The 26834-nt window shown below is 65.0% G+C and carries 23 protein-coding genes; 17 read left to right on the forward strand and 6 right to left on the reverse strand.

Annotated elements, in window-relative coordinates; translation table 11 throughout:
• Positions 1-4: 4 nt before the first annotated feature.
• Together CH306_RS14400 and aroQ are read right to left on the reverse strand one after the other, a co-directional pair.
• Complete coding sequence (locus CH306_RS14400; RefSeq protein ID WP_235387009.1) at positions 5-754, reverse strand: DsbA family protein; 750 nt, start codon at positions 752-754, stop codon at positions 5-7.
• A 64-nt stretch (positions 755-818) separates the two neighbouring features.
• A complete protein-coding gene (aroQ, locus tag CH306_RS14405; protein ID WP_045199075.1) occupies positions 819-1298 on the reverse strand; it encodes a type II 3-dehydroquinate dehydratase in 480 nt (159 codons plus the stop codon).
• Positions 1299-1376: 78 nt separating this feature from the next.
• Between aroQ and CH306_RS14410 the strand changes: the two genes are divergently transcribed.
• Entirely contained in the window at positions 1377-2657 is a 1281-nt protein-coding gene (locus CH306_RS14410; protein WP_094646941.1) for an MFS transporter, read from the forward strand.
• Positions 2658-2748: 91 nt separating this feature from the next.
• The gene (locus tag CH306_RS14415; protein WP_032393994.1) at positions 2749-4443 is read left to right on the forward strand and encodes an MDR family MFS transporter; all 1695 of its coding nucleotides are present in this window, start codon (positions 2749-2751) and stop codon (positions 4441-4443) included.
• Between the two features lie 77 nt (positions 4444-4520).
• On the opposite strand, the gene CH306_RS14420 is transcribed toward CH306_RS14415, so the two are convergent.
• Positions 4521-5201 (reverse strand): TetR/AcrR family transcriptional regulator C-terminal domain-containing protein, encoded by a 681-nt coding sequence (locus CH306_RS14420; protein WP_032393995.1) that lies wholly within the window; start codon positions 5199-5201, stop codon positions 4521-4523.
• Positions 5202-5591: 390 nt separating this feature from the next.
• Between CH306_RS14420 and CH306_RS29085 the strand changes: the two genes are divergently transcribed.
• The 3 genes from CH306_RS29085 to CH306_RS14435 all read left to right on the forward strand — a co-directional run bounded on the left by CH306_RS29085 (position 5592) and on the right by CH306_RS14435 (position 9968).
• The gene (locus CH306_RS29085; protein WP_256981165.1) at positions 5592-7013 is read left to right on the forward strand and encodes an ice-binding family protein; all 1422 of its coding nucleotides are present in this window, start codon (positions 5592-5594) and stop codon (positions 7011-7013) included.
• 3 nt (positions 7014-7016) lie between these two features.
• On the forward strand, positions 7017-7694 hold the full coding sequence (locus tag CH306_RS14430) for a class F sortase (protein ID WP_256981166.1): 678 nt from the start codon (positions 7017-7019) through the stop codon (positions 7692-7694).
• Between the two features lie 102 nt (positions 7695-7796).
• Entirely contained in the window at positions 7797-9968 is a 2172-nt protein-coding gene (locus CH306_RS14435) for an ArnT family glycosyltransferase (protein WP_179281800.1), read from the forward strand.
• An 83-nt stretch (positions 9969-10051) separates the two neighbouring features.
• On the opposite strand, the gene CH306_RS14440 is transcribed toward CH306_RS14435, so the two are convergent.
• From CH306_RS14440 to CH306_RS14450, 3 genes are all read right to left on the reverse strand, one after another.
• Positions 10052-11932 (reverse strand): HNH endonuclease signature motif containing protein, encoded by a 1881-nt coding sequence (locus tag CH306_RS14440; protein WP_094647042.1) that lies wholly within the window; start codon positions 11930-11932, stop codon positions 10052-10054.
• 180 nt (positions 11933-12112) lie between these two features.
• A complete protein-coding gene (locus tag CH306_RS14445; protein WP_094646942.1) occupies positions 12113-12511 on the reverse strand; it encodes an ASCH domain-containing protein in 399 nt (132 codons plus the stop codon).
• 7 nt (positions 12512-12518) lie between these two features.
• Complete coding sequence (locus tag CH306_RS14450; RefSeq protein WP_256981174.1) at positions 12519-13571, reverse strand: endonuclease/exonuclease/phosphatase family protein; 1053 nt, start codon at positions 13569-13571, stop codon at positions 12519-12521.
• Between the two features lie 100 nt (positions 13572-13671).
• Between CH306_RS14450 and CH306_RS14455 the strand changes: the two genes are divergently transcribed.
• The 12 genes from CH306_RS14455 to CH306_RS14510 are packed head-to-tail and all read left to right on the forward strand — an operon-like array spanning position 13672 to position 26565.
• Entirely contained in the window at positions 13672-14484 is an 813-nt protein-coding gene (locus CH306_RS14455; RefSeq protein WP_094646943.1) for a TIGR03084 family metal-binding protein, read from the forward strand.
• Complete coding sequence (locus tag CH306_RS14460; protein ID WP_094646944.1) at positions 14481-16175, forward strand: acyclic terpene utilization AtuA family protein; 1695 nt, start codon at positions 14481-14483, stop codon at positions 16173-16175. Before CH306_RS14455 ends, CH306_RS14460 begins: the two co-directional genes overlap by 4 nt.
• Positions 16172-17320, forward strand: a complete 1149-nt coding sequence (locus tag CH306_RS14465; RefSeq protein WP_094646945.1) for an acyl-CoA dehydrogenase family protein — start codon at positions 16172-16174, stop codon at positions 17318-17320. The genes CH306_RS14460 and CH306_RS14465 overlap by 4 nt, the downstream gene beginning before the upstream one ends.
• Entirely contained in the window at positions 17317-18915 is a 1599-nt protein-coding gene (locus tag CH306_RS14470; RefSeq protein WP_094646946.1) for an acyl-CoA carboxylase subunit beta, read from the forward strand. The genes CH306_RS14465 and CH306_RS14470 overlap by 4 nt, the downstream gene beginning before the upstream one ends.
• A 4-nt stretch (positions 18916-18919) precedes the next feature.
• Positions 18920-20890 (forward strand): ATP-binding protein, encoded by a 1971-nt coding sequence (locus tag CH306_RS14475; protein WP_094646947.1) that lies wholly within the window; start codon positions 18920-18922, stop codon positions 20888-20890.
• Positions 20887-22047 carry an acyl-CoA dehydrogenase family protein gene (locus tag CH306_RS14480; protein WP_032394005.1) on the forward strand — a complete coding sequence of 387 codons (1161 nt, stop codon included), beginning with the start codon at positions 20887-20889 and terminating at the stop codon, positions 22045-22047. Before CH306_RS14475 ends, CH306_RS14480 begins: the two co-directional genes overlap by 4 nt.
• The gene (locus CH306_RS14485; RefSeq protein ID WP_094646948.1) at positions 22047-22799 is read left to right on the forward strand and encodes an enoyl-CoA hydratase family protein; all 753 of its coding nucleotides are present in this window, start codon (positions 22047-22049) and stop codon (positions 22797-22799) included. The genes CH306_RS14480 and CH306_RS14485 overlap by 1 nt, the downstream gene beginning before the upstream one ends.
• 55 nt (positions 22800-22854) lie before the next feature.
• Entirely contained in the window at positions 22855-23478 is a 624-nt protein-coding gene (locus tag CH306_RS14490) for a TetR/AcrR family transcriptional regulator (protein ID WP_094647044.1), read from the forward strand.
• Positions 23479-23525: 47 nt separating this feature from the next.
• Positions 23526-24944 (forward strand): guanine deaminase, encoded by a 1419-nt coding sequence (locus CH306_RS14495; RefSeq protein ID WP_256981167.1) that lies wholly within the window; start codon positions 23526-23528, stop codon positions 24942-24944.
• Positions 24945-24986: 42 nt separating this feature from the next.
• Positions 24987-25508, forward strand: coding sequence for a hypothetical protein (locus tag CH306_RS14500; RefSeq protein ID WP_094646949.1), 522 nt, complete (start codon positions 24987-24989; stop codon positions 25506-25508).
• A gap of 14 nt (positions 25509-25522) precedes the next feature.
• Positions 25523-26041 (forward strand): DUF3558 domain-containing protein, encoded by a 519-nt coding sequence (locus CH306_RS14505; protein ID WP_094629689.1) that lies wholly within the window; start codon positions 25523-25525, stop codon positions 26039-26041.
• Positions 26038-26565 carry a DUF3558 domain-containing protein gene (locus CH306_RS14510; RefSeq protein ID WP_094646950.1) on the forward strand — a complete coding sequence of 176 codons (528 nt, stop codon included), beginning with the start codon at positions 26038-26040 and terminating at the stop codon, positions 26563-26565. The genes CH306_RS14505 and CH306_RS14510 overlap by 4 nt, the downstream gene beginning before the upstream one ends.
• Positions 26566-26834 lie beyond the last annotated feature (269 nt).

Below are 26834 nucleotides of genomic sequence, written 5' to 3' on the forward strand. Positions count from 1 at the left end.
CTGCTCAGCTACCGGCGGCGGCGGTGAGAATGTTCTCCGGCGTCGGGTTGGCGATGTCGGTGCCGTTGACCCGCACGTTCGGTGTTCCGTTGATGCCTTCGCCGAGGACCGACTGTGTCTGGGTGGTGACCCAATCGGTGTAGCTGCCGTCGGTGATGCACGACGCGACGGCGGGGGAGTCGGCACCTGCAGCGGCGGCGATCGCGACGAGTTCGTCGTCGGTCAGTCCGGTACCGCCCTCGGACGGCTGCTGCTCGAACATGGCGGTGTGCCAGTTCATCCAGTTGTCGCGGTCGTTCTCGGCGACGCAGATCGACGCACTGGCCGCGCGGGTCGAGTACATGGTTCCGTTCGAGAACCGGTCGAGAATGGAGATGGGACGGTAGTCGACGGCGACATTGCCTGCGTCGGCCAGCTGCTGCAACGTCGATCCGCTGACGGACTCGAAGTTCTTGCACGCCGGGCACTGGAAGTCCTCGACGACGCTGATGACGGTGGTGGCGTCGGGATTGCCGAAGCGGATGGCACCGTCGTCCGTCAGCGACGTGGGGGTGAGCTGGGCACCGGTCGACCCGCTGGAGCCGGCGGCAGATGCATCCCCCGACGTCGAATCTCGGTTGACGATGAAGAGAGCGATCGCTGCCACGAGCGCGATCAGAACGACTGCGACGACCACCTGAACGAGAGTCCGACGATTCTTGTCGCCGTTCTGCATGGCCTTGATGTCTTTGGAGACGTTCTTGCTCGTGTTCACGGCGACCAGTTTAGGCAGTCGATCCTGAGTGCCGGATGAGAGCCGGCGTCAGCCCAGAGATGAGTCAGACCAGGGATGCGAGTCGTTGGATGGCGAACCGATATCCGTCGATCCCGAGCCCGGCAATGACGCCGCTGGCGATGGGGGAGACGAAGGAGTGATGCCGAAATTCCTCGCGGGCATGCACGTTGGAAATGTGCACCTCGATGATCGGCACCTCCGGGATCACGAGCGCGTCGCGCAGCGCCACGGACGTATGCGTCAACCCGCCCGGATTGATGACGATGCCCGACGCCACCCCGCGGGCCTCGTGGATCCAGTCGATGATCTGACCCTCGTGGTTGGACTGCTCGGCTCGGACGGTGAGACCGTGCTCGGCACCGGTCTTCTCGCACAGGGTGACGACGTCGGCGAGGGTGGCGTGGCCGTACACCTCGGGCTGCCTGGTTCCGAGCATGTTCAGATTCGGACCGTTGAGCACCAACACCTGCTTGGCCACGACGTCACTCCTTTTCCTGCTTCGGGTACTACCGAGTCCGATCATTTCACAGCGGGTTGACACAATCGTCCGGTGAAGGCAGTGACCGGGTGAAGGCAGTGACCGCGTGAGGACAGTGACCGCGTGAGAACAGTGTGGGTGGTGTGGGGCATCGGTGTCTTCGCCTACATCGTCGGGGTGCTGCATCGGACGTCCTTCGGCGTCGCGGGCCTGAGTGCGGCCGATCGGTTCTCGGTGTCGCCGTCCCTGCTGTCGTCGTTCGTGGTGCTGCAGGTGGTCGTGTACGCGGGGATGCAGATCCCGGCCGGGGTACTGCTGGATCGCATCGGTTCGCGGAAGATGATCGCCGCGGGCGCGCTGATCATGGCGACGGCTCAGATCACGCTGGCGCTCACCGAATCGCTCCCCGTCGCCGTGGCCGCGCGAGCGTTCGTCGGCGTGGGCGATGCGCTCACCTTCATCTCGGTGCTGCGATTGGTGCCGCGCTGGTTCACGCCCCGGCGAGTACCGATCGTCTCGCAGCTGACGGGTCTGCTGGGCCAGCTCGGCCAGGTGCTCTCGGCGGTCCCGTTCCTGATTCTGTTGAACGGACCCGGCTGGACGTTCGCGTTCGGCAGCGCAGCGGCGCTCGGGCTGCTTGCCTTAGTGCTGGTTCTCGCGCTCGTCCGAGATCGGCCCGACGACGGAGCTGCTCCCGTGTTCGAGCCGACGACGTTGCGACAGACCCTCGCCTCCATCGCCGAGGTGTGGCGACGGCCCGGCACGCGGCTCGGCTTCTTCTCGCACATGGGCACCCAGTTCTCGATCACGGTCTTCGCGTTGCTGTGGGGTGTGCCGTATCTGACGTCGGCGCAGGGCCTGTCGGCGTCGACGGCCGGAGCGTTGCTGACGGTATCGGTGGCGGCCGCGGTGGTGTCGGGCATCGTGGTCGGGCTCCTCACCGGGCGTTACCCGATGCGGCGGTCGTGGCTGGTGCTGGCGATCATGATCAGCAACGCCGCGATGTGGGCCATCGTGCTGTCGCTTCCCGGGCCTGCGCCACTGTGGTTGCTGGTGCTGCTCGTGGTGGTGATCTCCGTGGGTGGTCCCGGTTCGGTGATCGGTTTCGACCTCGCCCGCACGTTCAATCCGAGCGCCAACCTGGGGACGGCTCAGGGGATGGTGAACATCGGCGGCTTCCTGGCGTCACTGTTGGTGATCGCGGGGATCGGATGGATTCTCGACGCGATGGGTGGCTACACGTTCGACAGCTTCCGGATCGCATTGCTCGTGCAGTTCCCGGTGTGGATCATCGCGATCACCGGAGTTCTGCTCACGCGCCGCAAGACCAGACGAGTTCTCGCGGCCGAGGGAATTCATCCGCACACGATGCGTGAGGTGCGGGACCGGATCCGGCGCAAATAACTCTTTGCACTGACGGCATTCTGCGCGCATGCTGGTGTCCCAATATCGTTGTAGGACACAAGCAAATGCTACGTAAAGGTGCGTCAAAGAGATGGTAACCGAGCCTGAAGTGACCCCCGCGTCCGGCGAGTATTCGCATCGCGAGATCATGACGATTCTGTCGGGCCTGATGATGGGTATGTTCCTCGCGGCGCTCGATCAGACCATCGTCTCGACGTCCGTCCGCACCATCGCCGACGACCTCAACGGGTTCTCGGTGCTGGCCTGGGTCACCACGGCCTACCTCATCACCTCGACGGTCTCGACCCCTTTGTACGGCAAACTCTCCGACCTCTACGGGCGCAAGCCGTTCTTCATGACGGCCATCTCGATCTTCGTCGTCGGATCGATGCTGTGCGGCATCGCGACGTCGATGTACGAGCTCGCCGCCTTCCGCGCCATCCAGGGCCTCGGTGCAGGCGGTCTGATGTCGATGGCGCTGGCGATCATCGGCGATATCGTGCCTCCGCGCGAACGCGCCAAGTACCAGGGTTACTTCCTGGCCGTGTTCGGCACGTCCAGCGTGCTCGGACCGGTCATCGGTGGCCTGCTCGCCGGGCAGTCGTCGATTCTCGGAATCACCGGCTGGCGTTGGGTTTTCTACATCAACGTCCCCCTCGGCATCATCGCGCTCGTGGTGGTGTGGCGAGTGCTCAATTTGCCGGTGTACCGCCGCGAGGCGCGCGTCGACTGGTGGGGCGCAGTGCTTCTCAGCGTCGGCCTGGTCCCGCTGCTCATCATCGCCGAACAGGGTCGCGTGTGGGGATGGAGCTCGCCGCGGGCCCTGCTGTGTTTCGGAATAGGCATCGTCGGCGTCATCGCGTTCGTGCTCGCCGAGATCAAGATGGGCGACGACGCCCTGATTCCCATGCGATTCTTCCGAAACCCGTTGTTCTCGTTGTGTATTGCCGTCAGTGTGATCGCCGGTGCGGCCATGTTCGGTGGCATCTCGCTGCTGCCTCAGTATCTGCAGGTGGTCAAGGGATCGTCGCCGACGCTGGCCGGCTACCAGACCCTGCCCCTCGTCGGTGCCCTGATGGTCGCGTCGATCGTCTCGGGTCGGATGATCTCGAAGACGGGACGCTACAAGATCTTTCCGATCGTCGGTACGGCACTGATGGCGCTCGCGATGTTCGTCTTCCACTACGTGCACGCCGATACCCCGCTCTGGCAGACGATGGTCGTCATGGGCGTGTTCGGCCTCGGGCTCGGTTCGATGATGCAGCCGCTGACCCTGGCCATCCAGAATGCGATGCCTCCCAAGGACATGGGTGTATCCACCTCTGCCGCAACGTTCTTCCGGCAGATCGGTGCGACGGTCGGCGTTGCCGTCTTCCTGTCGATGCTGTTCACCCAGCTCACCCCGAAGACGGGAGACGCGTTGATCGCCGCCAGTTCGACCCCGGCATTCCAGCAGGCAGTACAGAGCGCCGCCACGAGTTCCGATCCGCTCGAATCGGGTTTCGCTCGAGCCATCGCCTCGGGTGACGCCTCCGTCGCAGGCAGTGCACTGCAGGACAGCTCGTTCATTCAGAAGCTCGAACCGGCTCTGGCCGAGCCGTTCCGCATCGGGTTCTCCGACGCCATGGATTACGTGTTCCTGGCCGTGTCGATCCTGATGGTCCTCGGATTCGTACTGGTGCTCTTCCTCAAGGAGGTTCCGCTGCGCACGATGTCCGGCCTGGCCGCTGCGCAGCAGGAACGAGACGAAGAACGAGCGAACGAGGCAGGCACCGGACTGCTCTGATGGCGTGAAGGCCGATGCCGTGATCCTGGGACAAGGTACGGCTCGGTCCGGTGCGGGCCCCGGGAGCGTCGATCCGCTCAGGTCGAAGGTGCGGTGATGCCTCGGAACAGCACGTCGAGACCCAACTCGAGTTCGAGGGCACCGTCGTACTCGGTGATCAGAGGTGGCAGCGTCGACAGCAGGGGAAATGTGTCGATGGGGAGTCGGCGCAGAGCGAGGCTGAGGCGGTCGCCGGTCTCGTCCGGGTTGGCGGTCGTTTCCTGGGTCTCGCTCAGTAGATGGCCGCGTAGGAAGGAGATCATCAGCCGATAGCTCGTCAGGGCCTCGGGCAGCGTGAATCCCGCGGTGGTCAGCAGAATCAGAATGTTCTCGAGTGAGGCCAGTGACCGGGGCGTGCCCAACCCCAGTGGGGTCGCCTGAGGGCAGGTGGTCAGCAGCACCGCCGCGTGTGGGTGTTGGAGGGCGAGCTCACGGTAGTGCCGCGCAAAAATTCTGAGCTGACGCTGCCAATCGGGGTCTGCGCCGTCGACGCAGACGAGTGTGCCCAGTACCGAATCTGCGATGGCGTCTAGCAACGCCTGTTTGGTGGGCAGGTATCGGTAGACGGTCATCGGATCGCGATCGATCGATGCCGCGAGGCTCCGGATCGTCAAGCTGTCGAGGCCGGTTCGATCGACGATGCTCAGGGCGGCGGATACCACGTACTCGCGGTCGATCTTGATATTGGAGTGTGGGCCCGGGCGGTTCGTCGTGGACATCGGTAGGCAACCTCTCGAAAGCAGTGAACCGACCGGTAAGTAGGGGGCAAACAAACTTGTTGTTCGACAACACTTTTCGCTTGACTCATTATCCTACACATGGTGTGCTGTAGCTCTACACCGTAGAGATACGGGGAAACTCTTAGTTGCGGAGTGGGCACGAGCCTCCGCTGATCGCATAGTTGTGTCACCTTGCCGAACTCCGTCGGCCGGTGACGTCATCGAATACGGAACCGCGATACCTCCACGCACTCGGATCGGTCCGGGGCGGCCGTTGAGCGTCGCGACATCAATTGCTGCGCAATCGAACTCGTCGGGGGATCGATTGCGCGGTTCACGAAGTCCGGCAACAAGTCCGCTTCGCCCAACCAGCAGAACGGTATGCAATCCATGCCCGCTTCACAGCACACGTGCACGTCGACCCCCATCAAGCGCAGGGGAAGAACCCTCGTTCCGCTTGCCGGTTCGGTCGCTTTGGCCACCAGCGCACTCATGCTGATCAACGTCCCCGCAGCCGAGGCTCAACCCACCACCGTCGAACTCGGCACCGCGGAGAGTTACGCCGTTCTGGCCGGCTCCAAGATCACGAACACCGGCCCGTCGAGGATCGGCGGCAACGTCGGAGTGAGCCCAGGCGTCGGTGTCGAACCGTTCATCACCGGATTCCCACCGGGAGAGCTCACCAGTGGAGTTATCGACGACCGCAATTCGGTTGCAGCGCAGGCGAAAGCGGATCTGAGTACCGGATACGACGACGCGGCCGGTCGACCGGGAGCAACCTCGACCGGAGTCGAACTCGGCGGACAGACATTGTTGGCCGGGTTGTACGGTTCTGGCACGTTCGGCCTGACCGGAACCCTCACACTCGACGCGCAGGGCAACTCCAACGCCGTGTTCATCTTCCAGGCGGCATCGACGCTGATCACGGCATCCGACAGCAGTGTCTCGCTGATCAACGGGGCCAACCCGTGCAACGTGTTCTGGCAGGTCGGAAGCTCGGCCACACTCGGCACCGGTACCGATTTCGTGGGCACGATCATGGCACGGGCGTCGATCACGGCGACCACGAATGCCGATGTGCAGGGACGGCTACTGGCTCTGGACGGAGCTGTCACCCTCGACTCGAACACGATCACCAACCCGGGTTGCGGAACCACCGAGCCGCCCGTGACCACCACACCTCCGATAACGACCACGCCTCCGGTGACCACCACGCCTCCGGTGACCACGACATCTCCGGAGACCACCACGCCTCCGGTGACCACGACATCTCCGGAGACCACCACGCCGCCCGTGACCACGACATCTCCGGTGACCACCACGCCGCCCGTGACCACGACATCTCCGGGTGACGGTGGCGGTACGCCGGGTGACGGTGGCGGTACGCCGCCGATCGTCATCGAGGTGCCCCCGATTCCGGGTGTGCCGCCGGTGATCACCATCCCGCCGATCCCGGGTGTCCCGAACGTGCCGAACGTGCCGAATCAGCCCAACGTGCCGAATCAGCCGAACGTGCCGAATCAGCCGAACGTGCCGAATCAGCCGAACGTGCCGAATCAGCCGAACGTGCCGAACGTGCCGAACCAGCCCAACACGCCTGATCAGCCGATCACACCGGGTGGCCCGGATCAGCCGGGCACGTACAACCCCGGTGGCCAGATCACACAGATCCCGAACGGTGGTGTCGACACCGGTGACGGCAGTACCGTGAACCGTTCGACTGCAACGTCGTTCGCTCCGATGTGGACATTGCTGGCGGTACTCGCGGTCGGTGCTTTCTCTGCCTTCGCTCTGACTCGTCGTCGGAACTGATCGGTGAGACTTACCGTCGAGGTATCGGTACCTCCGGTCGAATCCGCCCGCACCGCGACCCGTCATCGGGTCGTGGTGCGGGCGGTGGCAGCGGCGTTCCTGGTGCTGCTGTCGCTGGTTGCCGGCTGCGCAACGCCCTCGGATGCCGGCCCCGCGCAGAACGAGTCGATGCCCTCGGCTTCTGCTCCCGCCGTCGTCACGCCGTCGGGTGAGGTCGGCGCCGGATCGTCGTCGGCGCCCGGGTCCCCGCCTGCGCGCCTCGAGATCGGTGCGATCGGCGTCGACTCCGATGTGATGGGTCTGGGTCTGCGTCCGGACGGCTCGATGGAGGTACCCGCGGGCGGTTTCCCCGCCGGTTGGTACACCGGGTCGCCGGTTCCGGGGCAACTGGGACCGTCGATCGTTGCGGGGCATGTGGATTGGGGCGGTAGCCCCGGTGTCTTCTACCGGCTGCGCGATCTCGAACTGGGCGACGATGTCACCGTTGTCAGCCAGGACGGCAGCACGGTCCGGTTCGTCGTCAGCGCGGTGGAGCAGTATCCGAAGGATGCGTTTCCCACCGACAAGGTCTACGGAGACATCGACCACCCAGGCTTGCGCTTGATCACCTGTGGCGGCCAATTCGACTCGGATATCTCCAGTTACGACGACAACATCGTCGTGTACGCCGATCGCGTCTGAGCCAGCTCTCTCGCTCACAGCAAGTTCGCAGGCTGCTCCCAGCCCGGCCGACGGTCCGCCGCACATTCTCGTAGTCGACAACTTCGACGAACAGGATCTGCGATGACTGCCCAACTCGACCGACCGGCCGCGATGCCTCCGTCGCACGCCCGCCAGCCGTCCTGGCAGGACAGGTGGTGGTATCGCCGCCGGCACCTGCTCGGGCTGCTGGTTCTGCTCGCGGCCACGGCAACGCTGTACCTGTGGAACCTGACGGCAAGTGGCTACGCGAACACCTTCTACGCCGCTGCGGTGCAGGCAGGAACCAAGGACTGGACGGCGTGGTTCTTCGGATCGCTCGATTCCGAGAACTTCATCACCGTGGACAAGCCGCCGGCCGCACTGTGGGTGATGGGACTGTCGGCTCGGGTCTTCGGATTCTCGAGCTTCAGCCTGCTTCTTCCCCAGGCGCTGATGGGTGTTGCCTCGGTGGCGACGGTGTATGCCGCGGTCAAACGCGTCGCGAACCCCGCGGCCGGTTTGCTCGCCGGCTTCGCCTTGGCGTCTGTTCCTGCGGCGGCGTTGATGTTCGACTTCGACAATCCCGACGCGCTGCTCGTTCTTCTCATGACACTCGGCGGCTACTTCGTCGTGCGGTCTCTGCAGACTTCGGCCGGGCGTCGGGCAGCGATGTGGCTCGCGTTGGCCGGTGTGGCGCTCGGGTTCGCGTTCCTCACCAAGATGTTGCAGGGATTGTTGGTGCTGCCCGCGTTCGGGTTGACGTATCTCGTTGCGGGACAGGCGCAGTTGCGGGCCCGGTTGCTGCATCTCGTCGGCGCGTTCGCAGCGCTGATCGTCGCTGCGGGGTGGTGGGTGTTGACGGTTCAGTTGTGGCCGGAGAGTGCCCGACCGTACATCGGCGGATCCACCGACAACACCGTGATGGATCTGGTGCTCGGGTACAACGGGCTGGGCCGAATTTTCGGTAACACCGGCGGTGGCGGGATGGAGGCTCCGGCCGGAATGAGTGCCGGGGCAGCCGGGTCCAGCTTCGGCGGCTCGACCGGTCTGGACCGACTGTTCGGCAGCGAGATGGGAATCCAAATCTCCTGGCTCATCCCGGCGGCCCTGGTGGCGCTGGTCTTCGGGTTGATCGCTCGTGGCCGAGCGCCACGTACCGACCTTCTCCGTGCCTCGCTGATTCTGTGGGGCGGCTGGTTCCTGGTGACAGCGCTGATCTTCAGCTACATGTCCGGAACGATCCACCCGTACTACACCGTCGCGCTCGCCCCTGCACTCGCGGGCATGATCGGAACCGGCGGCTACGCGCTGTGGCTTCGACGCGAATCGATGTGGGGCAGAGCCGGTATGGCCACCATGATGGTTGCGGCCGGTGCCTGGAGCTGGGTGTTGTTGCACCGCAACGCGGACTGGCTGCCGGCACTGAAATGGATCCTGTTGGTGGGAACAATCGTCGCTGCTGTGATGATTCTGTTCGCGGGGCGGTACCGAAAGCTCACCGCCGCTGCGTTGATCCTCGGAGCCGTGGCCGGTCTCGGCGGCGGCGCGTCGTATGCCATCGCTACGACGACGAACGCGCACAGTGGTTCCATCCCCACTGCAGGTCCGACCGGTGCAGTCAGCGACGGAGGCCTGGGTGGAATGCCGGGCGGCGGTATGCCTGGTGGTGGGATGCCGGGCGGTGCCATGCCGAGTGGTGGAATGCCGACGGGAGCGATGCCGGGTGATGCTGCTCCGAATGATGCTGTGCCGAATGATGCTGTGCCGAATGATGCTGTGCCGAATGATGCTGTGCCGAATGATGCTGTGCTGGGCGGTGATGCGGCCATGCCTGCCGATGCGGCCGATCTTCCGGCCGGCTTCGCCACCGGTGACGTCGGCACAGGCGGCATGCCCAGCATGGGTGGCATGGGCGGCGAGACCGACGAGGAGTTGACGGCTCTGCTCGAATCCACGACCACGAGGTGGTCCGCTGCGGTGAACGGTTCGATGTCCGCAGCCGGATACGAGTTGTCGTCCGATACGGCCGTCATGGCCATCGGCGGGTGGAGTGGTGATCCTGCGCCGTCGCTCGACGAGTTCATCGAGTACGTCTCCAACCACGAGGTGACGTACTACGTGTCCGGAGGCATGGGTGGCGGGATGGCTCGTGGAGGAATGGGCGGCGACTCGGAGAGTACGTCCTCACAGATCCAGGAGTGGGTCGAGGCGAACTTCACGGCGACCACGGTCGGCAGCGCGACGGTGTACGACCTGAGTACCTACGCAGGCTGACACCCACGAACGACCACGCACAGGTGTTCCGCCGCAGACATACTCGACTGCGGCGGAACACCTGTGTGCACTCCCGGGCCCGGTCAGAAGGGCGGTGGCTCGTCCTCGGGTGCCCAGGCGGGCACCGGGGTCGGTTGTGGATCCGCTGGCTGTTGAGTCGACGAATCGCGCCGAGGTGCCGACCCTCTCGGCTTCGAGTGGATCCTCGGTAGGTGGCTGAAGTCCGCGAGTTGTGTCGTGCCGGGAACCGTGATCGCGGTGGTGCCGGCGTTCGAGAGCCAGAACTCGACACCGTCCGCGAGCATGACGGGAGTCCACACACCCATTGTCTTGAGGCTGTGGTGATAGCGGCACAGGCAGTGCAGGTTGGTATCGATGGTCCATCCTCCCGTCGAGGGGTCGCGATGGAGATACGGCACGATGTGGTCGATCTCGCATTGCTGGGCCGGGACATCGCAGCCCGGGTGTCGACAGGTGCGGTCGCGGTACCGAATACGTTCTGCGAGTGCAATAGTGGGCCGATAGTCGAGCGCTCCGGGTGGTGGCAGCACCAGGCCGCCGTGCCCGTCCGGGTGCAGCGCGACCCCGAGGGTGGGTTCTGCTGCGATTGCCGCTTCGAGTTCGGCAACGAACGTGTAGGTGCCGCGATACGGGGTTGCGACACAGCTGTTTCGCGGTGATTGTGCGGACTTCGGGGCTTGCGGGGGCCGAGGAACAGAACCGCCGACCCGACGACGACTGCGCCCCAGGGGATGGAACACCATATGCGACCTGCTGCCCTCGGGCCTGCTGCCCTCGGACCGGCTGTTCTTACGTGCCTTCGATCCTCGTGGCTTCGCACCTCTCGATCCGCCGTGGTTCTTTCCACCGCTGCCGCTGTCGGTCCTGTTGTCGACAGCCTTGTCTTCCTTACCTGCGTCATTCTCGGTGTCGGTGTCGGTGTCGGTGTCGGTGTCGGTGTCGGTCTCGAGATCGATGAGTGATTCCAGGTCGTCGCCGTAGCCGAGTTTGTCGGCGAGGTTGCGTGCCTCGGTGAGAAGAATCTGCCAGTGCGCGTTGTCGGCGAGTTCTCGGGCGTATTCGGCATCGATGGTGCCGTGCCCGGACAGGTGAGCCGGATTGGACAGCAGACCGGCGAGCGTGGCGAGGTCGACCGTGATCACGGTCAGCGGCGCACGCCGATTCGGGCGTGAGGTATCTGCCGTGCACGGATTGTCGTCGTCGGGCTCGCACAAGCATGCTATCGACGACTCCTGATGCAGCAGAGCAACATACGCGGCTGCGCGCTTCTGCCCTCTGTTTCGCGGATCGCGTCGGCAGACGGTAGCGGCCATCTCGTTGATGAGTTGCCAGGCCGCGGCGGCGTCCGCCGCGGTGAGGTCGGCCTTCAGCGTCGACAGCACATCTTTGTCGGTGTATGTGACGTTGGTGTGCCGTTCCAAGTCCTTGCGTAGAGCGGCAGCCTGTTCGGGTGCGATTCGAAACATGATCGACCAGATTTCCGTCGCCAGAGGACCGGGTGACAGGCGTCGGGCGGCGTACAGGACCTCGCTTTGGACGGCCGTCGCCGCGTCCTGAGTCAGGTTGTGGGTGCAGCGGTATATCGCGCGGACGCGGGGTAGGTCGAGTTCGCCGGCCTCGAATGCTGCGGCGACGGCGGGAAGCCGGAGTCGAAGGTCCATTCCGACCTCGGCGTATGTGTTCGCAACGGTCTTCGAGCAACCCAGGACGTGCGCAATTTCGGAAGCCGCGTAGTTGCCCGCGTCCTGAATGACATCACCGACGAGGACGTTCTGATGAATGCACGTGTCCCAGATGGCGGCGGCCAGAGCGACCTTGCGAGCGCACGCCTGATTTTCCAGAATCGCGACATCTCGAATCTCGGCCAACGAAGCAGGCTCGATGTACGGCTTCGCTTGCGGCCCGAGATAGGCCGCGAACCGACTGCGCGTCGATGTGGTCACTGTGTCATCGCCCCCCGGCAGATGGTCCAACAAAAGTAGAACGCGTGTTCGATAGTACGTCCCTGTAAAACGTTCGTCAACACCAATAGTGTTGCGGCGAAACAGAATCGAACTGTGAGTGCCTATACACCTACCCACCGACACGATGTATTGACCCGGACGCTGCGTCAGGGCGCGCGGTCACACGAGTGCGAACCGCTCCAGTACCACCTGGGTGTCGTCGTTCACGGTGAAGTGTGGATCGCCCAGTTCCTCGCGGACCTCCGCCGACTGCCAGAACTTCTCGTGCCCGCCTCGCCACTGCGCGACGTCGACGTATCCTTCGCCCTCGTCGAGCGCGTGCTGCAGTGAAACATCGCTCAGCGCAACGATATCGACGCCTGTCGTCTCGATGACTGCGACCACGACACCGGCCGAATCCACCACCGCGCCGCGTTCGCCGACTCTCGGCAGCTCCTCGTCGGCGTACTGCACCAACAGGCTTGCTGTACTGGTCTTCTCGCCGGAGAGAACGGCCGCGACCAGGGCATCCCGCAGGGGGCCGGGATACGCGAATTCGACAATCGGTAGATCGATCACGCACCCATCATATTTCGAGGTCGGCCCACACCAGTCGATGGTCCGAGGGATGCTCGGGCTGATTCGGCCAGTACACCTGCGAATCGATGACCGTCAGGTCGTCCGAGGGCAACACGTAGTCCACCCTCAGGTCACCCGGCGTAGGGTCAGCGAAATCTGCTGTGTCCGTGCCATGTTCGGCCGACGTGGGCGCCGGATCCTGAACCCGCGGAAGGTCGAGAACCTGCGCGATGGCACCGGCAACCGAATCACCGTCGACCGGATCGCTGTTCTGATCGCCCAGCATGACGAACGACGCACCGTCCTCGAGCCCACCGCGCACACCGTTGTCGTCGTAGAGGTAGTCCGCACCCGAGATGTAGTCGGCACTGAGCCTGATCTCGTCGTGGTTGCGCTTGCCGTTGCGGTCCTCGGGTCCGTCGAAGGACGGGGGAGTGGGGTGCGACGCCAGCACGTGCAGCGTCTTCCCGTTCACGTCGATCGGCACGTCCCAGTGCGATTTGCTGGACAGTCGAAGCCGGTCGGACACGTCCCCGTAATAGTCGCGCGGCAACAGCGAATCCGGCATGTCCTTCCACAAGAAATTCTGGAACGTGCGTACCGAATCGGTCGCGATCGGATATTTCGAGTACACGACCATCCCGTACTGGCCCGGGAACTGACCGAACCCCCATGCGTCGCCCGGTCCGCCGAGTTCGCCGTCCCGGTCCAGGTCGAGCCCCGAATCGACGCCGGTGTTCACGGGCGCAGTGAAGGAGTGCGGGTACTGCCCGTCGAGGTAGTTGTCGTTGAACAAGGCCACTGCGTCGTTGCCCGAATAGTCGAACTCGTTGACCAGCAACACATCCGGTGAGTTCGCGGCGATCACATCGGCTGCCGCGCGAGCCTGAGCGTTCTCGCCCTGCAGGTCGGTCATCAGCTGCCCGGCTGCGGATCGATTGAGGCTGGCGTTGAACGTCGCCACCCGGATGCTCGACGGTTCGTCGGTGGCGGTGTCCGCAGAGGAGCAACCGGCAGCCATGAAGGTCAGGGTAACGGCGACGGCCGCGAGTCTCGACATTTTCACGTTCCGCACCGTAGAGACGGCAAGCGAACGTAAGGTTACGAATTAACAAGCAAGCGTGCTTGCTTTTTTCAGGACCTCCTGTGAAGCTGGGCTCATGGCAGACCTCGACCCTCTCGTCGACGACCTACGCGCCGAGGGCAACGACCTCGACGCACTCGTGGCCGAACTGACCCCGGAGCAATGGGCGGCACCGACACCGGCCGCGGGCTGGACCGTCGCGCATCAGATCGCACATCTTTCCTGGACCGATCACGTCGCGGAGCGAACTACGTCCGCAGCGTCCGGCGATATCGAGGCCAAGGAGGAGTTCGCTCTCACCCTGAAGAAGGCATGGGAGAACCCCACCGGCTTCGTCGACGAGGCCGCCGAGGAAGAATCTCGTAACCCGAACCTCCTGAACGAATGGCGAACCCGACGCATCGCCATGGCGGACGCACTGATGCAGGTGCCGTCGGGGACCAAGATCGACTGGTTCGGACCCCCGATGAGCGCCGCGTCGATGGCCACAGCCCGGTTGATGGAGACCTGGGCGCACGGTCAGGATGTCGCCGACGCACTGGGCGTCACCCGCGTCGCCACCGACAGAATTCGCGGCGTCGCGCACATCGGCGTCCGGACAAGGGATTTCGCCTACGCCGTCAACGATCAGGCTCCGCCCACCGAACCGTTTCGCATCGAGCTCACCGCACCGTCGGGTGAGCTCTGGACGTGGGGGCCCGAGAACGCTGCCCAACGCGTGAGCGGACCGGCCCTCGACTTCTGCCTCCTCGTCACCCAGCGCGCCCACCGCGACGACCTCGACATCCGCGCCGAGGGAACCGACGCCGCGCACTGGATCACCATCGCCCAAGCCTTCGCAGGCCCTCCCGGGGCCGGACGGCCACAGTCAGGACGAGAGACAGCATGACCGTACGAATCGGCAACTGTTCGGGCTTCTACGGAGACCGGCTGTCCGCGATGCGCGAGATGCTCGAGGGCGGCGAACTCGATTACCTCACGGGCGACTACCTCGCCGAGCTGACGATGCTCATTCTCGGCCGCGATCGGATGAAGGACGCGACCCGGGGCTACGCCAAAACCTTTCTGCGCCAAGCAGAGGACTGCCTCGGATTGGCACTGGACAAGGGTGTCAAGATCGTTGCCAACGCAGGCGGACTCAACCCCCGCGGCCTGGCCGAGGCATTGGAGAAGCTGGACTCCGGCGCGAAGATCGCCTACGTCGACGGCGACGACCTCCTCGGCAGAGCGGCCGAACTCGGCCTCGGCAGCCCGCTGACCGCAAATGCCTACCTCGGCGCGTGGGGCATCGTGGAATGCCTGAACTCCGGGGCGGACGTCGTCGTCACCGGGCGCGTCACCGACGCCAGTGTCATCGTCGGACCTGCGGCGGCTCACTTCGGATGGACTACAACCGATTACGACGCATTGGCCGGGGCCGTCGTCGCCGGGCACGTCATCGAATGCGGAACACAGGCGACGGGCGGCAACTACTCCTTCTTCACCGAGATCGCCGACATGTCCCGTCCCGGCTTCCCCATCGCCGAGATCGAGTCCGACGGATCGTCCGTCATCACCAAGCACGAGGGCACCGGCGGTGCTGTCAGCGTCGGCACCGTGACTGCCCAGTTGCTGTACGAAATCACCGGCGGCCGCTATGCGAACCCTGACGTCACCGCACGGATCGACTCAGCGATCCTGACGCAGGAATCCAGCGATCGGGTGTCCATCACCGGTGTGACCGGCGAAGCGCCGCCGCCCACCTACAAGGTCTCGCTCAATGCGCTCGGCGGCTTCCGCAACGAATTCACCATGGTGCTCACCGGACTGGACATCGAAGCCAAAGCCGCACTGGCACAGCATCAGTTCGAGTCCTGGCTCACGGCGCGGCCGACCGAGCTGGACTGGACGCTCGTACGCACCGACAAGCCCGATGCCGAGACGGAGGAGACGGCCAGTGCTCTGCTGCGCTGCGTCGCCCGTGACAGCAACCCCGACGCCGTCGGACGTCAGTTCTCCGCGGTGGCAGTCGAACTCGCACTGGCGAGCTATCCGGGGTTCTCGGTCACCGCGCCACCCGGGAACGGAGCCCCGTACGGAGTCTTCACCGCAGGCTTCGTCGACGCAGCCGAGGTACCGCACGTCGCGCACCTGGCCGACGGCACCGAGCGCGCCGTCGCACCGTCGACCGAGACGCGGGCACTCGAGCCCCTCGCAGAACCGGCGCTACCGGCACCGCGAGCGGACGAGGCGACCATCCGGCTCCCACTCGGCACCGTCGCCGCGGCCCGAAGCGGAGACAAGGGCGGCAACGCCAACGTCGGAGTCTGGGTGCGCACCGACGACGAATTCGTCTGGCTCGTCCATGCATTGACGGTCGAAACCCTGAAGCAGATGCTTCCCGAGGCAGAACCGCTCACCGTCACCCGGCACGTACTGCCGAATCTGCGGGCCGTCAACTTCGTCATCGAGGGCATCCTCGGACAGGGCGTGGCATCGCAGGCCCGATTCGATCCACAGGCCAAGGGACTGGGCGAGTGGCTGCGGTCGCGGTACATCGACATCCCCGAAACCCTGGCATTCAAAGGAGACTTCACATGAGTATCTGGACGACGCCGGAGCGTCAGCAGCTTCGAAAGACCGTCCGCAGTTTCGTCGAGCAGGACATCGCTCCGCACATGAACCAGTGGGAGGCCGATGGCGAGATACCGCGTGAGCTGCACAAGAAGGCGGCCGCTCTGGGGTTGATCGGCGCAGGTTTCCCCGAGGAGGTCGGCGGCGACGGTGGAGATCTGGCCGACGCAGTCGTGATCTGCGAGGAGATGCATCAGGCCGGAGCGTCGGGTGGCCTGTTCGCGTCGTTGTTCACCAGCGGAATCGCGTTGCCGCACTTGGTTGCAGCGGGTGACGCCGACCAGATCGAGAAGTGGGTGCGGCCCACGCTGGCGGGGGAGAAGATCGGCTCGCTCGCGATCACCGAGCCGGGTGGCGGCTCCGACGTCGGCCACCTCAGGACGAGGGCGGTCAAGGACGGCGAGCACTACGTCGTCAACGGATCCAAGACCTACATCACCTCGGGGTGCCGAGCAGACTTCGTCGTCACCGCGGTCCGCACCGGAGGGGAGGGTGCAGCCGGTGTCTCGTTGCTAGTCATCGAGAAGGGCACACCCGGGTTCGAGGTAACCGGCAAGCTCGACAAGATGGGGTGGCGCGCATCGGACACCGCTGAGCTGTCGTTCGTCGACGCCCGTGTTCCCGTCGCCAACCTCGTCGGTGCCGAGAACAGTGGTTTCGCGCAGATCGCGCAGGCGTTTCTCACCGAGCGCATTGCGCTCGCGGCCCAGGCCTACGCCAGCGCGCAGCGGTGTCTCGATCTGACGCTGCAGTGGGTTCGTGATCGCGAGACCTTCGGAAAGCCGCTCATCGCACGGCAATCGGTGCAGAACACCGTCACCGAGATGGCGCGCAAGATCGACATCGCACGTGTCTACACCCGATCCCTCGTCGAGCGGTCCCTGCAGGAGAACCAGGACTTCATCGCCGAGGTGTGCTTCGCGAAGAACACCGCCGTCGAGTCGGGAGAGTGGGTCGCCAATCAGGCAGTGCAGCTTTTCGGAGGGTTGGGCTACATGCGCGAGAGCGAGGTCGAGCGGCAGTACCGCGACATGCGCATCCTCGGCATCGGCGGCGGCACCACCGAGATTCTCACCGGGCTGGCAGCAAAACGATTGGGGTATCAGGCATGAGCGTGCTGAAGTCCACGCTGGACACGGCCTCGGAGCAGTTCTCCGGGAATGTCGACGCGATGAACACCAAGCTCGACGAGATCGACGCCGAGCACTCGAAGGCTCTGCTCGGCGGCGGTGAGAAGTACATCGAGCGCCACAAGAAGCGTGGCAAGCTCCTCGCCCGCGAACGCATCGAGCTGCTGATCGACGAGGACTCGGCATTTCTCGAACTGTGCCCACTCGCGGCCTGGGGCAGCGACTTTCCCGTCGGAGCCAGCACCGTCATGGGCATCGGCGTCGTCTGCGGGGTCGAGTGCCTCATCGTCGCCAACGATCCGACGGTCCGCGGCGGAGCCAGCAACCCGTGGACGCTGAAGAAGGGTTTCCGCGGCAACGACATCGCCACGCAGAACCGGCTCCCGGTGATCTCGTTGGTCGAATCCGGTGGAGCCGATCTACCGACGCAGAAGGAGGTGTTCATCCCCGGCGGTCGCATGTTCCGTGATCTGACGCAGCTCTCGGCGGCGGGCATCCCCACGATCGCGTTGGTGTTCGGTAACTCCACCGCAGGCGGGGCGTACATCCCCGGTATGTCCGATCACGTCGTGATGGTCAAGGAACGTTCCAAGGTCTTCCTCGCCGGACCGCCGCTGGTGAAGATGGCCACCGGCGAGGACTCGGACGACGAGTCCCTCGGCGGGGCCGAGATGCACGCCCGAAAGTCCGGTCTCGCAGACTACTTCGCCGTCGACGAGCAGGACGCCATCCGCATCGGACGCAGCATCGTCTCCCGATTGAACTGGAAGAAGAAGGGCCCGGAGCCTCGCGTCGAGGTGATCGAGCCTTTGGCCGACCCCGAGGATCTGCTCGGCATCGTTCCCACGGATCTGAAGATCCCGTTCGACCCGCGCGAGGTCATCGCCCGCATCGTCGACGGTTCCGATTTCGACGAGTTCAAGCCCATGTACGGCGGATCGCTGGTCACCGGATGGGCCGAGCTGCACGGATACCCGATCGGCATTCTGGCCAACGCCCGCGGTGTGCTCTTCAGTGAAGAATCGCAGAAGGCGACGCAGTTCATCCAGCTCGCGAACCGGTCGAACACCCCACTGCTGTTCCTGCACAACACCACCGGCTACATGGTCGGTAAGGAGTACGAGGAGGGCGGGATGATCAAGCACGGAGCGATGATGATCAACGCCGTGTCCAACTCCACGGTGCCGCACATCTCCATTCTGCTCGGTGCGTCGTACGGTGCCGGTCACTACGGCATGTGCGGACGGGCATTCGATCCGCGGTTCCTGTTCGCGTGGCCGTCGAGCAAATCGGCCGTCATGGGCGGCGCGCAACTCGCAGGTGTCATCTCGATCGTCGGACGCGCCGCCGCCGAGGCTCGCGGACAGGCCTTCGACGCCGAAGCCGATGCCGGAATGCGCGCGATGATCGAAGGCCAGATCGAGGCCGAGTCGATGCCGATGTTCCTCTCCGGACGCCTCTACGACGACGGCGTCATCGACCCCCGTGATACCCGCACGGTGGTGGGAATGTGCCTGTCGGCCATCGCCACCGCCCCGATCGAAGGCACCGCCAACTTCGGTGTCTTCCGGATGTGAAGCCATGACCATAACGTCCGTTCTAGTAGCCAACCGCGGCGAAATCGCCCGACGCGTCTTCACCACCTGCCGCGCCGAGGGCATCGACACGGTCGCGGTCTTCTCCGACGCCGACGCGAATGCCCCGCACGTGCGGGAGGCCGATGCGGCCGTCCGTCTGCCCGGCAACAGTTCGGCCGAGACCTACCTGCGCGGCGAGCTCGTCATCGCCGCCGCGGTACACGCCGGAGCCGACGCGGTGCACCCGGGATACGGATTCCTCTCCGAGAACGCCGATTTCGCACAGCAGGTGCAGAACGCGGGCCTGACGTGGATCGGGCCGCCCGTCAAGGCGATCGAATTGATGGGTTCGAAGGTCGAGTCCAAGAAGATGATGGCCGACGCCGGAGTACCGGTGCTGACCCAGCTCGATCCCGAGTCGGTCACCGAGAACGAACTGCCCGTGCTGATCAAGGCCTCCGCAGGCGGAGGCGGGCGCGGCATGCGCATCGTGCGCGACCTCGAGAACCTGGACTCGGAGCTCGAAGCGGCCGGGCGCGAGGCACTCTCGGCATTCGGCGACGGAACGGTGTTCGTGGAGCGGTACATCGAGACCGGCCGACACATCGAAGTGCAGGTCATGGCGGACCGATTCGGCACGGTGTGGACGGTGGGCGAGCGTGAGTGCTCGATCCAACGCAGGCATCAGAAGGTCGTCGAGGAGGCACCGTCGCCGCTCGTCGAACGTATCGACGGCATGCGCGAGAAGCTGTTCCATGCGGCGACCTTGGCCACCGAGGCCATCGGCTACGAGGGTGCAGGCACCGTCGAATTCCTCGCCGACGAGAAGGGCAACTTCTTCTTCCTGGAGATGAACACGCGCCTGCAGGTGGAGCATCCGGTCACCGAGTGCACGACCGGACTCGACCTGGTGGCCTTGCAGATCGGGGTCGCCGCGGGGGAGCGGTTGCCCGCCGAGCAGCCGGAGACCCGCGGACACTCCATCGAAGTTCGCCTCTACGCGGAGGATCCGGCTCATGCCTGGCAGCCGCAGAGCGGTGCCGTGCACCGATTCGAGATCCCCGGTGCGCAGTTCGAGGTGCTGGACAAGTCCGGCATCAGAGTGGACTCCGGCGTCGAAACCGGCAGTGTGGTGGGAACTCACTACGACCCGATGCTCGCGAAGGTCATTTCGTTCGCGCCGACGCGGGATCAGGCAGCGAACTTACTGGCGAAAGCGTTGCAGAAGGCCACCGTTCACGGTCTGAAGACCAATCGCGATCTACTGGTCAACATCCTGCGACACCCGGCGTTCCTGGCCGGGGACACCGACACCGCGTTCTTCGACACGCACGGGCTCGATGTCCTGGCTTGGCCGATCGCACAGGGCCGCGCCCAGGAGTTGTCCGCACTCGCAGCGGCACTGGCCGATGCCGCGAGCAACGTCCGGAACGCCCTTGTGAATCGCGGATTGCCAGGTGGCTGGCGCAATCTCCGGTCCCAACCGCAGCGCAAGACGTACAACGACATCACCGTCGAATATTCGATCGGACGCAGCGGACTCACCTCCTCGGTGGGAGGCGTCGAACTCGATGGCGTCGAACTGGTCGAGTACACGCCGACCTCGGTGACGCTCGACGACAACGGAATCCGTCGCATCTTCAAGGTGAGCAGCTACGGATCGGACGTGTTCGTCGATTCCGCACTGGGCCCGGTCGGGTTGATCAAGGCCCCGCGGTTCACCGATCCGACCGACGAGGTCGCGGCGGGTTCCTTGCTCGCACCGATGCCGGGCAGTGTCATCAGAATCGCTGCTGCGCAGGGCGATACCGTCACGGCCGGGCAGCCGATCCTGTGGCTCGAGGCGATGAAGATGGAACACACGGTGACCGCACCCGCGGACGGTGTGCTCACCGAACTGAACGTCACAGAAGGTCAACAGGTCGAAGTCGGCGCAGTGCTGGCCGTGGTAACCGAAGGAGCAGAACAATCATGAGTTTCATCGAGACCGAAGAGCAGAAGGGACTGCGCAACGCAGTCTCGTCACTGGGCAAGCGCTACAACTACATCGACTACGTTCTGCCCAAGGCGCGCAAGGGTGAGCCGCTGACCGAACTGTGGAACGAGGCGGGCAAGCTCGGTTTCCTCGGCGTCAATCTGCCCGAGGAGTACGGCGGCGGTGGCGCAGGCATCTACGAACTCGCGCTCGTGCAGGAAGAACTGGCCGCGCACGGTGCCGGTCTGCTGCTGGTAGTAGTCAGCCCGGCCATCTGCGGCACCATCATCGGCAAGTACGGCACGCCCGATCAGAAGCAGGAGTGGCTCACCGCCCTCGCCGACGGGTCCAAAATCATGGTCTTCGGCATCACCGAACCCGACGCCGGATCCAACTCTCACCAGATCACCACCACGGCGCGTCGCGACGGCGACGAGTGGTTGTTGAGGGGCAACAAGATCTACATCTCCGGTGTCGATCAGGCCGACGCGGTCCTCATCGTCGCGCGCACCGAAGATTCCAAGACCGGCAAGCTCAAGCCGGCCCTGTTCATCGTGCCCACCGACGCTCCGGGGCTGCAGAAGACGCAGATGGAGATGGACATCGTCGAGCCCGATCATCAGTTCGTGCTGTTCCTCGACGACGTTCGGCTTCCCGCCGAGGCACTCGTCGGTGAGCCCGACGCCGCCCTGATGCAGTTGTTCGCGGGACTGAACCCCGAGCGCATTCTCGGTGCCGCGATGGCTGTCGGTATGGGTCGGTACGCAATCGACGCGGCAGTCAAGTACGCCAACGAGCGCACCGTCTGGAAGACGCCGATCGGAGCGCATCAGGGTCTCGCTCATCCGTTGGCGCAGTGCAAGATCGAACTCGAACTCGCCAAGCTGATGATGCAGAAGGCCGCGGTGCTCTACGACTCCGGCGACGACTTCGGCGCTGCCGAGGCGGCGAACATGGCGAAATACGCTGCGGCCGAGGCCAGTATCAAGGCGCTGGATCAGGCGATTCAGACCCACGGTGGCGCGGGCCTGAGCAGTGAGTACGGGTTGGCTGCGATGCTCGGGGCCGCCCGCATCGCCCGTGTCGCGCCAGTGAGTCGGGAGATGATCCTCAACTTCGTGAGCCAGCACTCGCTCGGACTGCCGAGAAGCTACTGATGGCCGTTCTCGTCGAATCGAGCAAGGACACGGCGTATTTGACGTTGGATTCGCCGCAGAATCGGAACGCGCTGTCGTCGGTGTTGGTCGAGGAGCTGACGGCGGGACTCATCGCTGCGGCGCACGACGACGACGTCAGAACGATCGTGCTCGGCCACACCGGCACCACGTTCTGCGCCGGGGCCGACCTCCGAGAGGCCGGCTCGTCGCCGGAACTGCGCACCAGGCAGATGCTGGACCTGATGCGGTTGATTATCGACACCCCGAAACCCGTCGTCGTGCAGATCGACGGACATGTGCGGGCCGGCGGGATGGGGCTGGTCGCGGCGTGCGATATCGCGGTGGCCGGACCCCAGAGTTCGTTCGCGCTGACGGAGGTTCGCCTCGGCCTGGCCGCATCGGTCATCTCGGTGGCCGTGCTGCCGCGACTGAGCTCCCGGGCAGCGAGTCGCTACTTTCTCACCGGGGAGACGTTCGACGGTGCCACCGCCGAGGCGATCGGTCTGGTCACCGTGGCCGACGCCGTTCCCGCGGCAGCGGTGGCCGACTACATGATCATGTTTCGGAAGTGTTCGCCGCAGGGCCTGGCCGAGTCGAAGCTCCTCACCACGGCCGCGATCCGGCGCGAGTTCGACGAACGCGGGTCGGCCGTCGCCGAGCAATCGGCCAGGTTGTTTGCGTCCGACGAGGCCCGAGAGGGGATGATGTCCTTTCTGGAGAAGAGGCCACCGTCCTGGGCGGCCGAAAAGTAGAGCGGTCGAGAAATAGGTCGGCCGAGCGTCGGTAGGAGGGAGTACGGCGATGGTGATGGCGCGCGAACCCAAGCAGGACCGCAGCAGGGTCACGCGTCAGCGACTGCTCGAGGCGACGATCGATTCGCTCGCGGAGCAGGGCTGGGGTGCAACGACGGTCGGCGTGGTCGCCGAACGGGCCGGCGTGTCCCGCGGCGCGACCCAACACCACTTCCCGACGCGTGAGGACCTGATCACCGGAGCACTCGAGTACATGTTCGACACTCGGATGGACAGTGCTCGCCGCGAGGCGCAGGAGATTCCGGCGGGCCCCGGCCGGACGAAACTGGTGGTGGAGCGGCTCGTGGAGTACTACACCGGACCGATGTTCAAAGCGGCACTTCAGGTCTGGACGGCGGCATCGGCCGACCCCGAGTTGCGCGATCGGATCGTCCCTCTCGAAGAGCGGTTCGGTCGCCGTGCCCACCAGATGGCCGTCGAGAACCTCGGTGTCGACGACAACGATCCCGTCTCGCACCGTCTCGTCCAGGCGACCCTCGACCTCGCGCGTGGACTGGGTCTGGCCGATGTCCTGACCGACGACGCACGACGACGAGCCGAGGTCGTGCGCTCGTGGGCAGAGGTATTGGATGCGTCGTTGAACGCTCGGATGTCCGCAGCTCCGGCGGGAGCGCTCTAGACCCACACGGTCTGCAGCACTGCGCAACCTGTGCTTGAGTCTGGCGGGTGACTTCCGAAATCGCACGCGTGTACCGCGGCCACATCTTCCACGTCGCAGGCTCGCCCACGGTGACGGACGCGGCAGCCGCGTTGGTGTCGATTCCCGACGGTGCGCTCGCGGTGTCGGATGAGGGAAATGTCGAGTTCTGTGGCGAGTTCGATTCTCTCCCAACCGGATTCGCGCAGGTCCCGGTGGTCGATCACCGTCCGGGGTTTCTGCTGCCCGGTTTCGTCGACACTCACATTCACTTTCCGCAGACCTACGCCGGAGATTCCTACGGCGGCGGGCAACTGCTCGAATGGTTGAACACCTGCATCTTCCCGTCGGAGTCCCGCTTCGCCGATCCGGAGTTCGCTGCCGCTGCGGCCCGAGACTTCTGCGCCGCGCGCATCCGAGCCGGAACGACGCAGGCGATGGTGTTCGGATCGGCGTTCCCGCACGCGCAGGATTCGCTGTTCGCCGAGACGCTCGAGCACGGACTGCGGATCGTCAGTGGACGCGGGGTCCAGACCACCGGACCGGCGTCGGCGCAGGCCTTGATCACCGGCGAGGACGAGGCCATCCGGCTGGTGTCCGAGGAGATCGAGAAATGGCACGCAGCCGACACCGGCGACGTCGACACGGCGATGCTGCACGTGGCCGTCGTACCGCGGTTCTCGCTGTCGGTGACGACGGAGACGCTGAAGAACCTCGGTGAGCTCTACGATTCCGTCCGCGCGCGCGGTGTCTACTTCCACACACATCTGAACGAGAACAACCGGCCGGGAACCGGAGAGATCGACGCCACCAAGAACGCCTACGGTGTGGCCACGTACCTCGATACCTACGACGGCAAGTTTCTGCCGGGCTCGCAGGTCGGCGGAAAGAGCTTCCTGGGTCGGCGCACCATCCTGGCCCACGCGGTGCACTGTCAGGACGTCGAACTCGCGCGAATGGCGGAGACAGGCACCTCCGTCGCGCACTGTCCTACCTCGCAACAGTTTCTGGGCTCGGGCACGATGCCGTGGCAGCGAACCGTCGCCGCCGGGGTGAACATCGCCATCGGTTCGGACTTCGGCGGTGGTGACGAGTGGCTGCTGCCGCAGGTTCTCGCCGATGCGTTCAAGGTGCACATCTCCGAGCCGGGCGACGCGGGTCTGTCGCTGCATCCGGCCGAACTGCTGTTCACCGGAACACTCGCCGGAGCCCGAGCGCTGGACATGGAGAACCGGATCGGCAATTTCGACGCGGGCAAGGAGGCCGACTTCGTCGTGGTCGATCCGTCCGCATGGCCGCAGCTCGCGGTGGCCGTCGACCACGGTGTCCGCGCCGACGATCCCGAGCTCGCCCGCGATCAGACCCTGTTCGCGTTGCTGATGGCGATGCGCGAACCCGCCATCGTCGGCGTCTACGTCCGGGGCCGGAAGCTCGCCGCTTCGCGGTAACGTATGGCGACTCGCGTCCACAGGATCAGGAGACACACAGGTATGGCTCGTCTGACTCGATTCGGTCTACTCGCAGCTGCATTCGCGGCTGTGAGCACCATGGCCCTCGCGCCGGTCGCACAGGCCCAACCGCCTGCCGATGCGCCGTCCGCACCCATCGAGAACGCGCCCCCGCCCGGACCGGTTTCGGTCCCCGTCCTGCAGATCCCCAACCTCGGCGTCACCGTCGGCGGACTCGTCGTTCCGGATCAGTGGATCGGCACGATCGAGGTCGCGAGCACCGACACGCCGGGACAGACCCACATCTGGGGCCGCGCCGCCGAGCCGCGGATCTGCGCGTCCTACCAGAACTTCGCCAGCCTGCAGGTGGACTTCGTCAACATCGCCAACGGACGCACCGGGTCGGTGAACGCACCGATCTGCCAGCAGGGAAACGGCGTGTTCGTGCCTTCGGGCCCGGTCGTCGCAGACACCGGTAGCGGACCGATTCTGTTCACCGCTCATGTTCTGGCCTCCGGCATTCTGTTCGACATTCCGGGCGTCGGCGGATTCTCGGCCCCGTAGATGTGAGCCACTGGATGACGAGACGGTTCGCGATGGTCGTGGCGGCAACAGCGGTGCTGATCGCCGGGTGCGGCGGGGCGGAAGACGACGCTGCGCCGCCGGAGGACACTGCCCCGACCACCGCGGCATACGAGCCCGGTCCCTTCTTCGGCGAATGCGGATCGATCACCGACGCCGAGGTGCAGTCCGCGTTCGGCGCGGGCCCGTTCGCTCAGATCACCCGTAATTCCGTCGGTTGCCAGTGGGAGACGGTCGGGTTCGGCGGACCGGGTGTCAGCTTCTCCTGGTATCGCGGCAGCCCCATCGGACGCGAACGCGCCGGTTCCGAGCTGATCGGCCGTCCGGCGAAGGACATCGAGATCGACGGCAACCCCGGCTTCGAGGCCGAGCAGGGTGCGTTGTGCGAGATCGGCGTGCAGTTCGGCGACGACTTCTTCCATTGGTCCATCACGTACTCCGACCAACCTGCGGCGCGCCCGCCGTGCGAGGTCGGAAACGAGCTGGCGACACTGACAGTGGAGCGCAAGCAATGAGAATCCGACGCGTCCTCGCCGCCGCAGCGACCCTGCTGCTCGTCGCAGGCTGTTCCCAGACCGTGCAGGGCACGCCGCGGCCGGCGAGTTTCGGTGGGTCCGGTGGCCGAGAATTCACCGACTTGTTGACCGAGTGCGACGCCGTCTCCGACGACCAGATCCGCGATACCACCGGTGCCGACGCCATCGCTCGCGGCTTCTTCGGGGCCATCTGCCGGTGGGATCTCGTCGGTTCCGCAGGCACGGTGAAGGTCACCTTCAACTGGTTCGAGTCCGGAACTCTGGCGGCCGAACGAGCCGCCGACGAGAAGATGATGTACACCGTCACCGACACAACAGTGCAGGGCCGCAAGGCAATCCAGGCCCAGCGTCCCGACGACTCAGCGGCGTGTGGCGTCTCGGCCGGGGCGGATCGGGACGGCATCTTCGGATGGTGGGTGCAGTACCGGCCGGACGCCGCCCATCCCGATCCGTGCCAGGCCGCCGCGAAGCTCGCCGATCTCACGCTGAACCTCAGTCGTTGATCGAGTACCCACGCGAGGGGTGTTTTGACCCGAGGTCACGCCGCCGGGTATCGTTATGGGTCGTGTCCGGCCTGCCCGGACCGTTTGTGTGCCTATGCGAGGTACAGCCGTGCGCACGTTCGCTCCAAGAGCGCGCAACCGGCTGGACGTGTGGGGGTATGCGACACACCCGACCGCGGGGTGCAAGAGACCCGCGGTAGCAGTACTGGAGCAGCAGCAGTACCGGGTGAGGAGCAGTGTTCTCTTGCTCCAACTGCTAGATCCCTGTT

The sequence above is a fragment of the Rhodococcus sp. 15-725-2-2b genome (genome assembly GCF_002259075.1).
GTDB lineage: Bacteria > Actinomycetota > Actinomycetes > Mycobacteriales > Mycobacteriaceae > Rhodococcoides.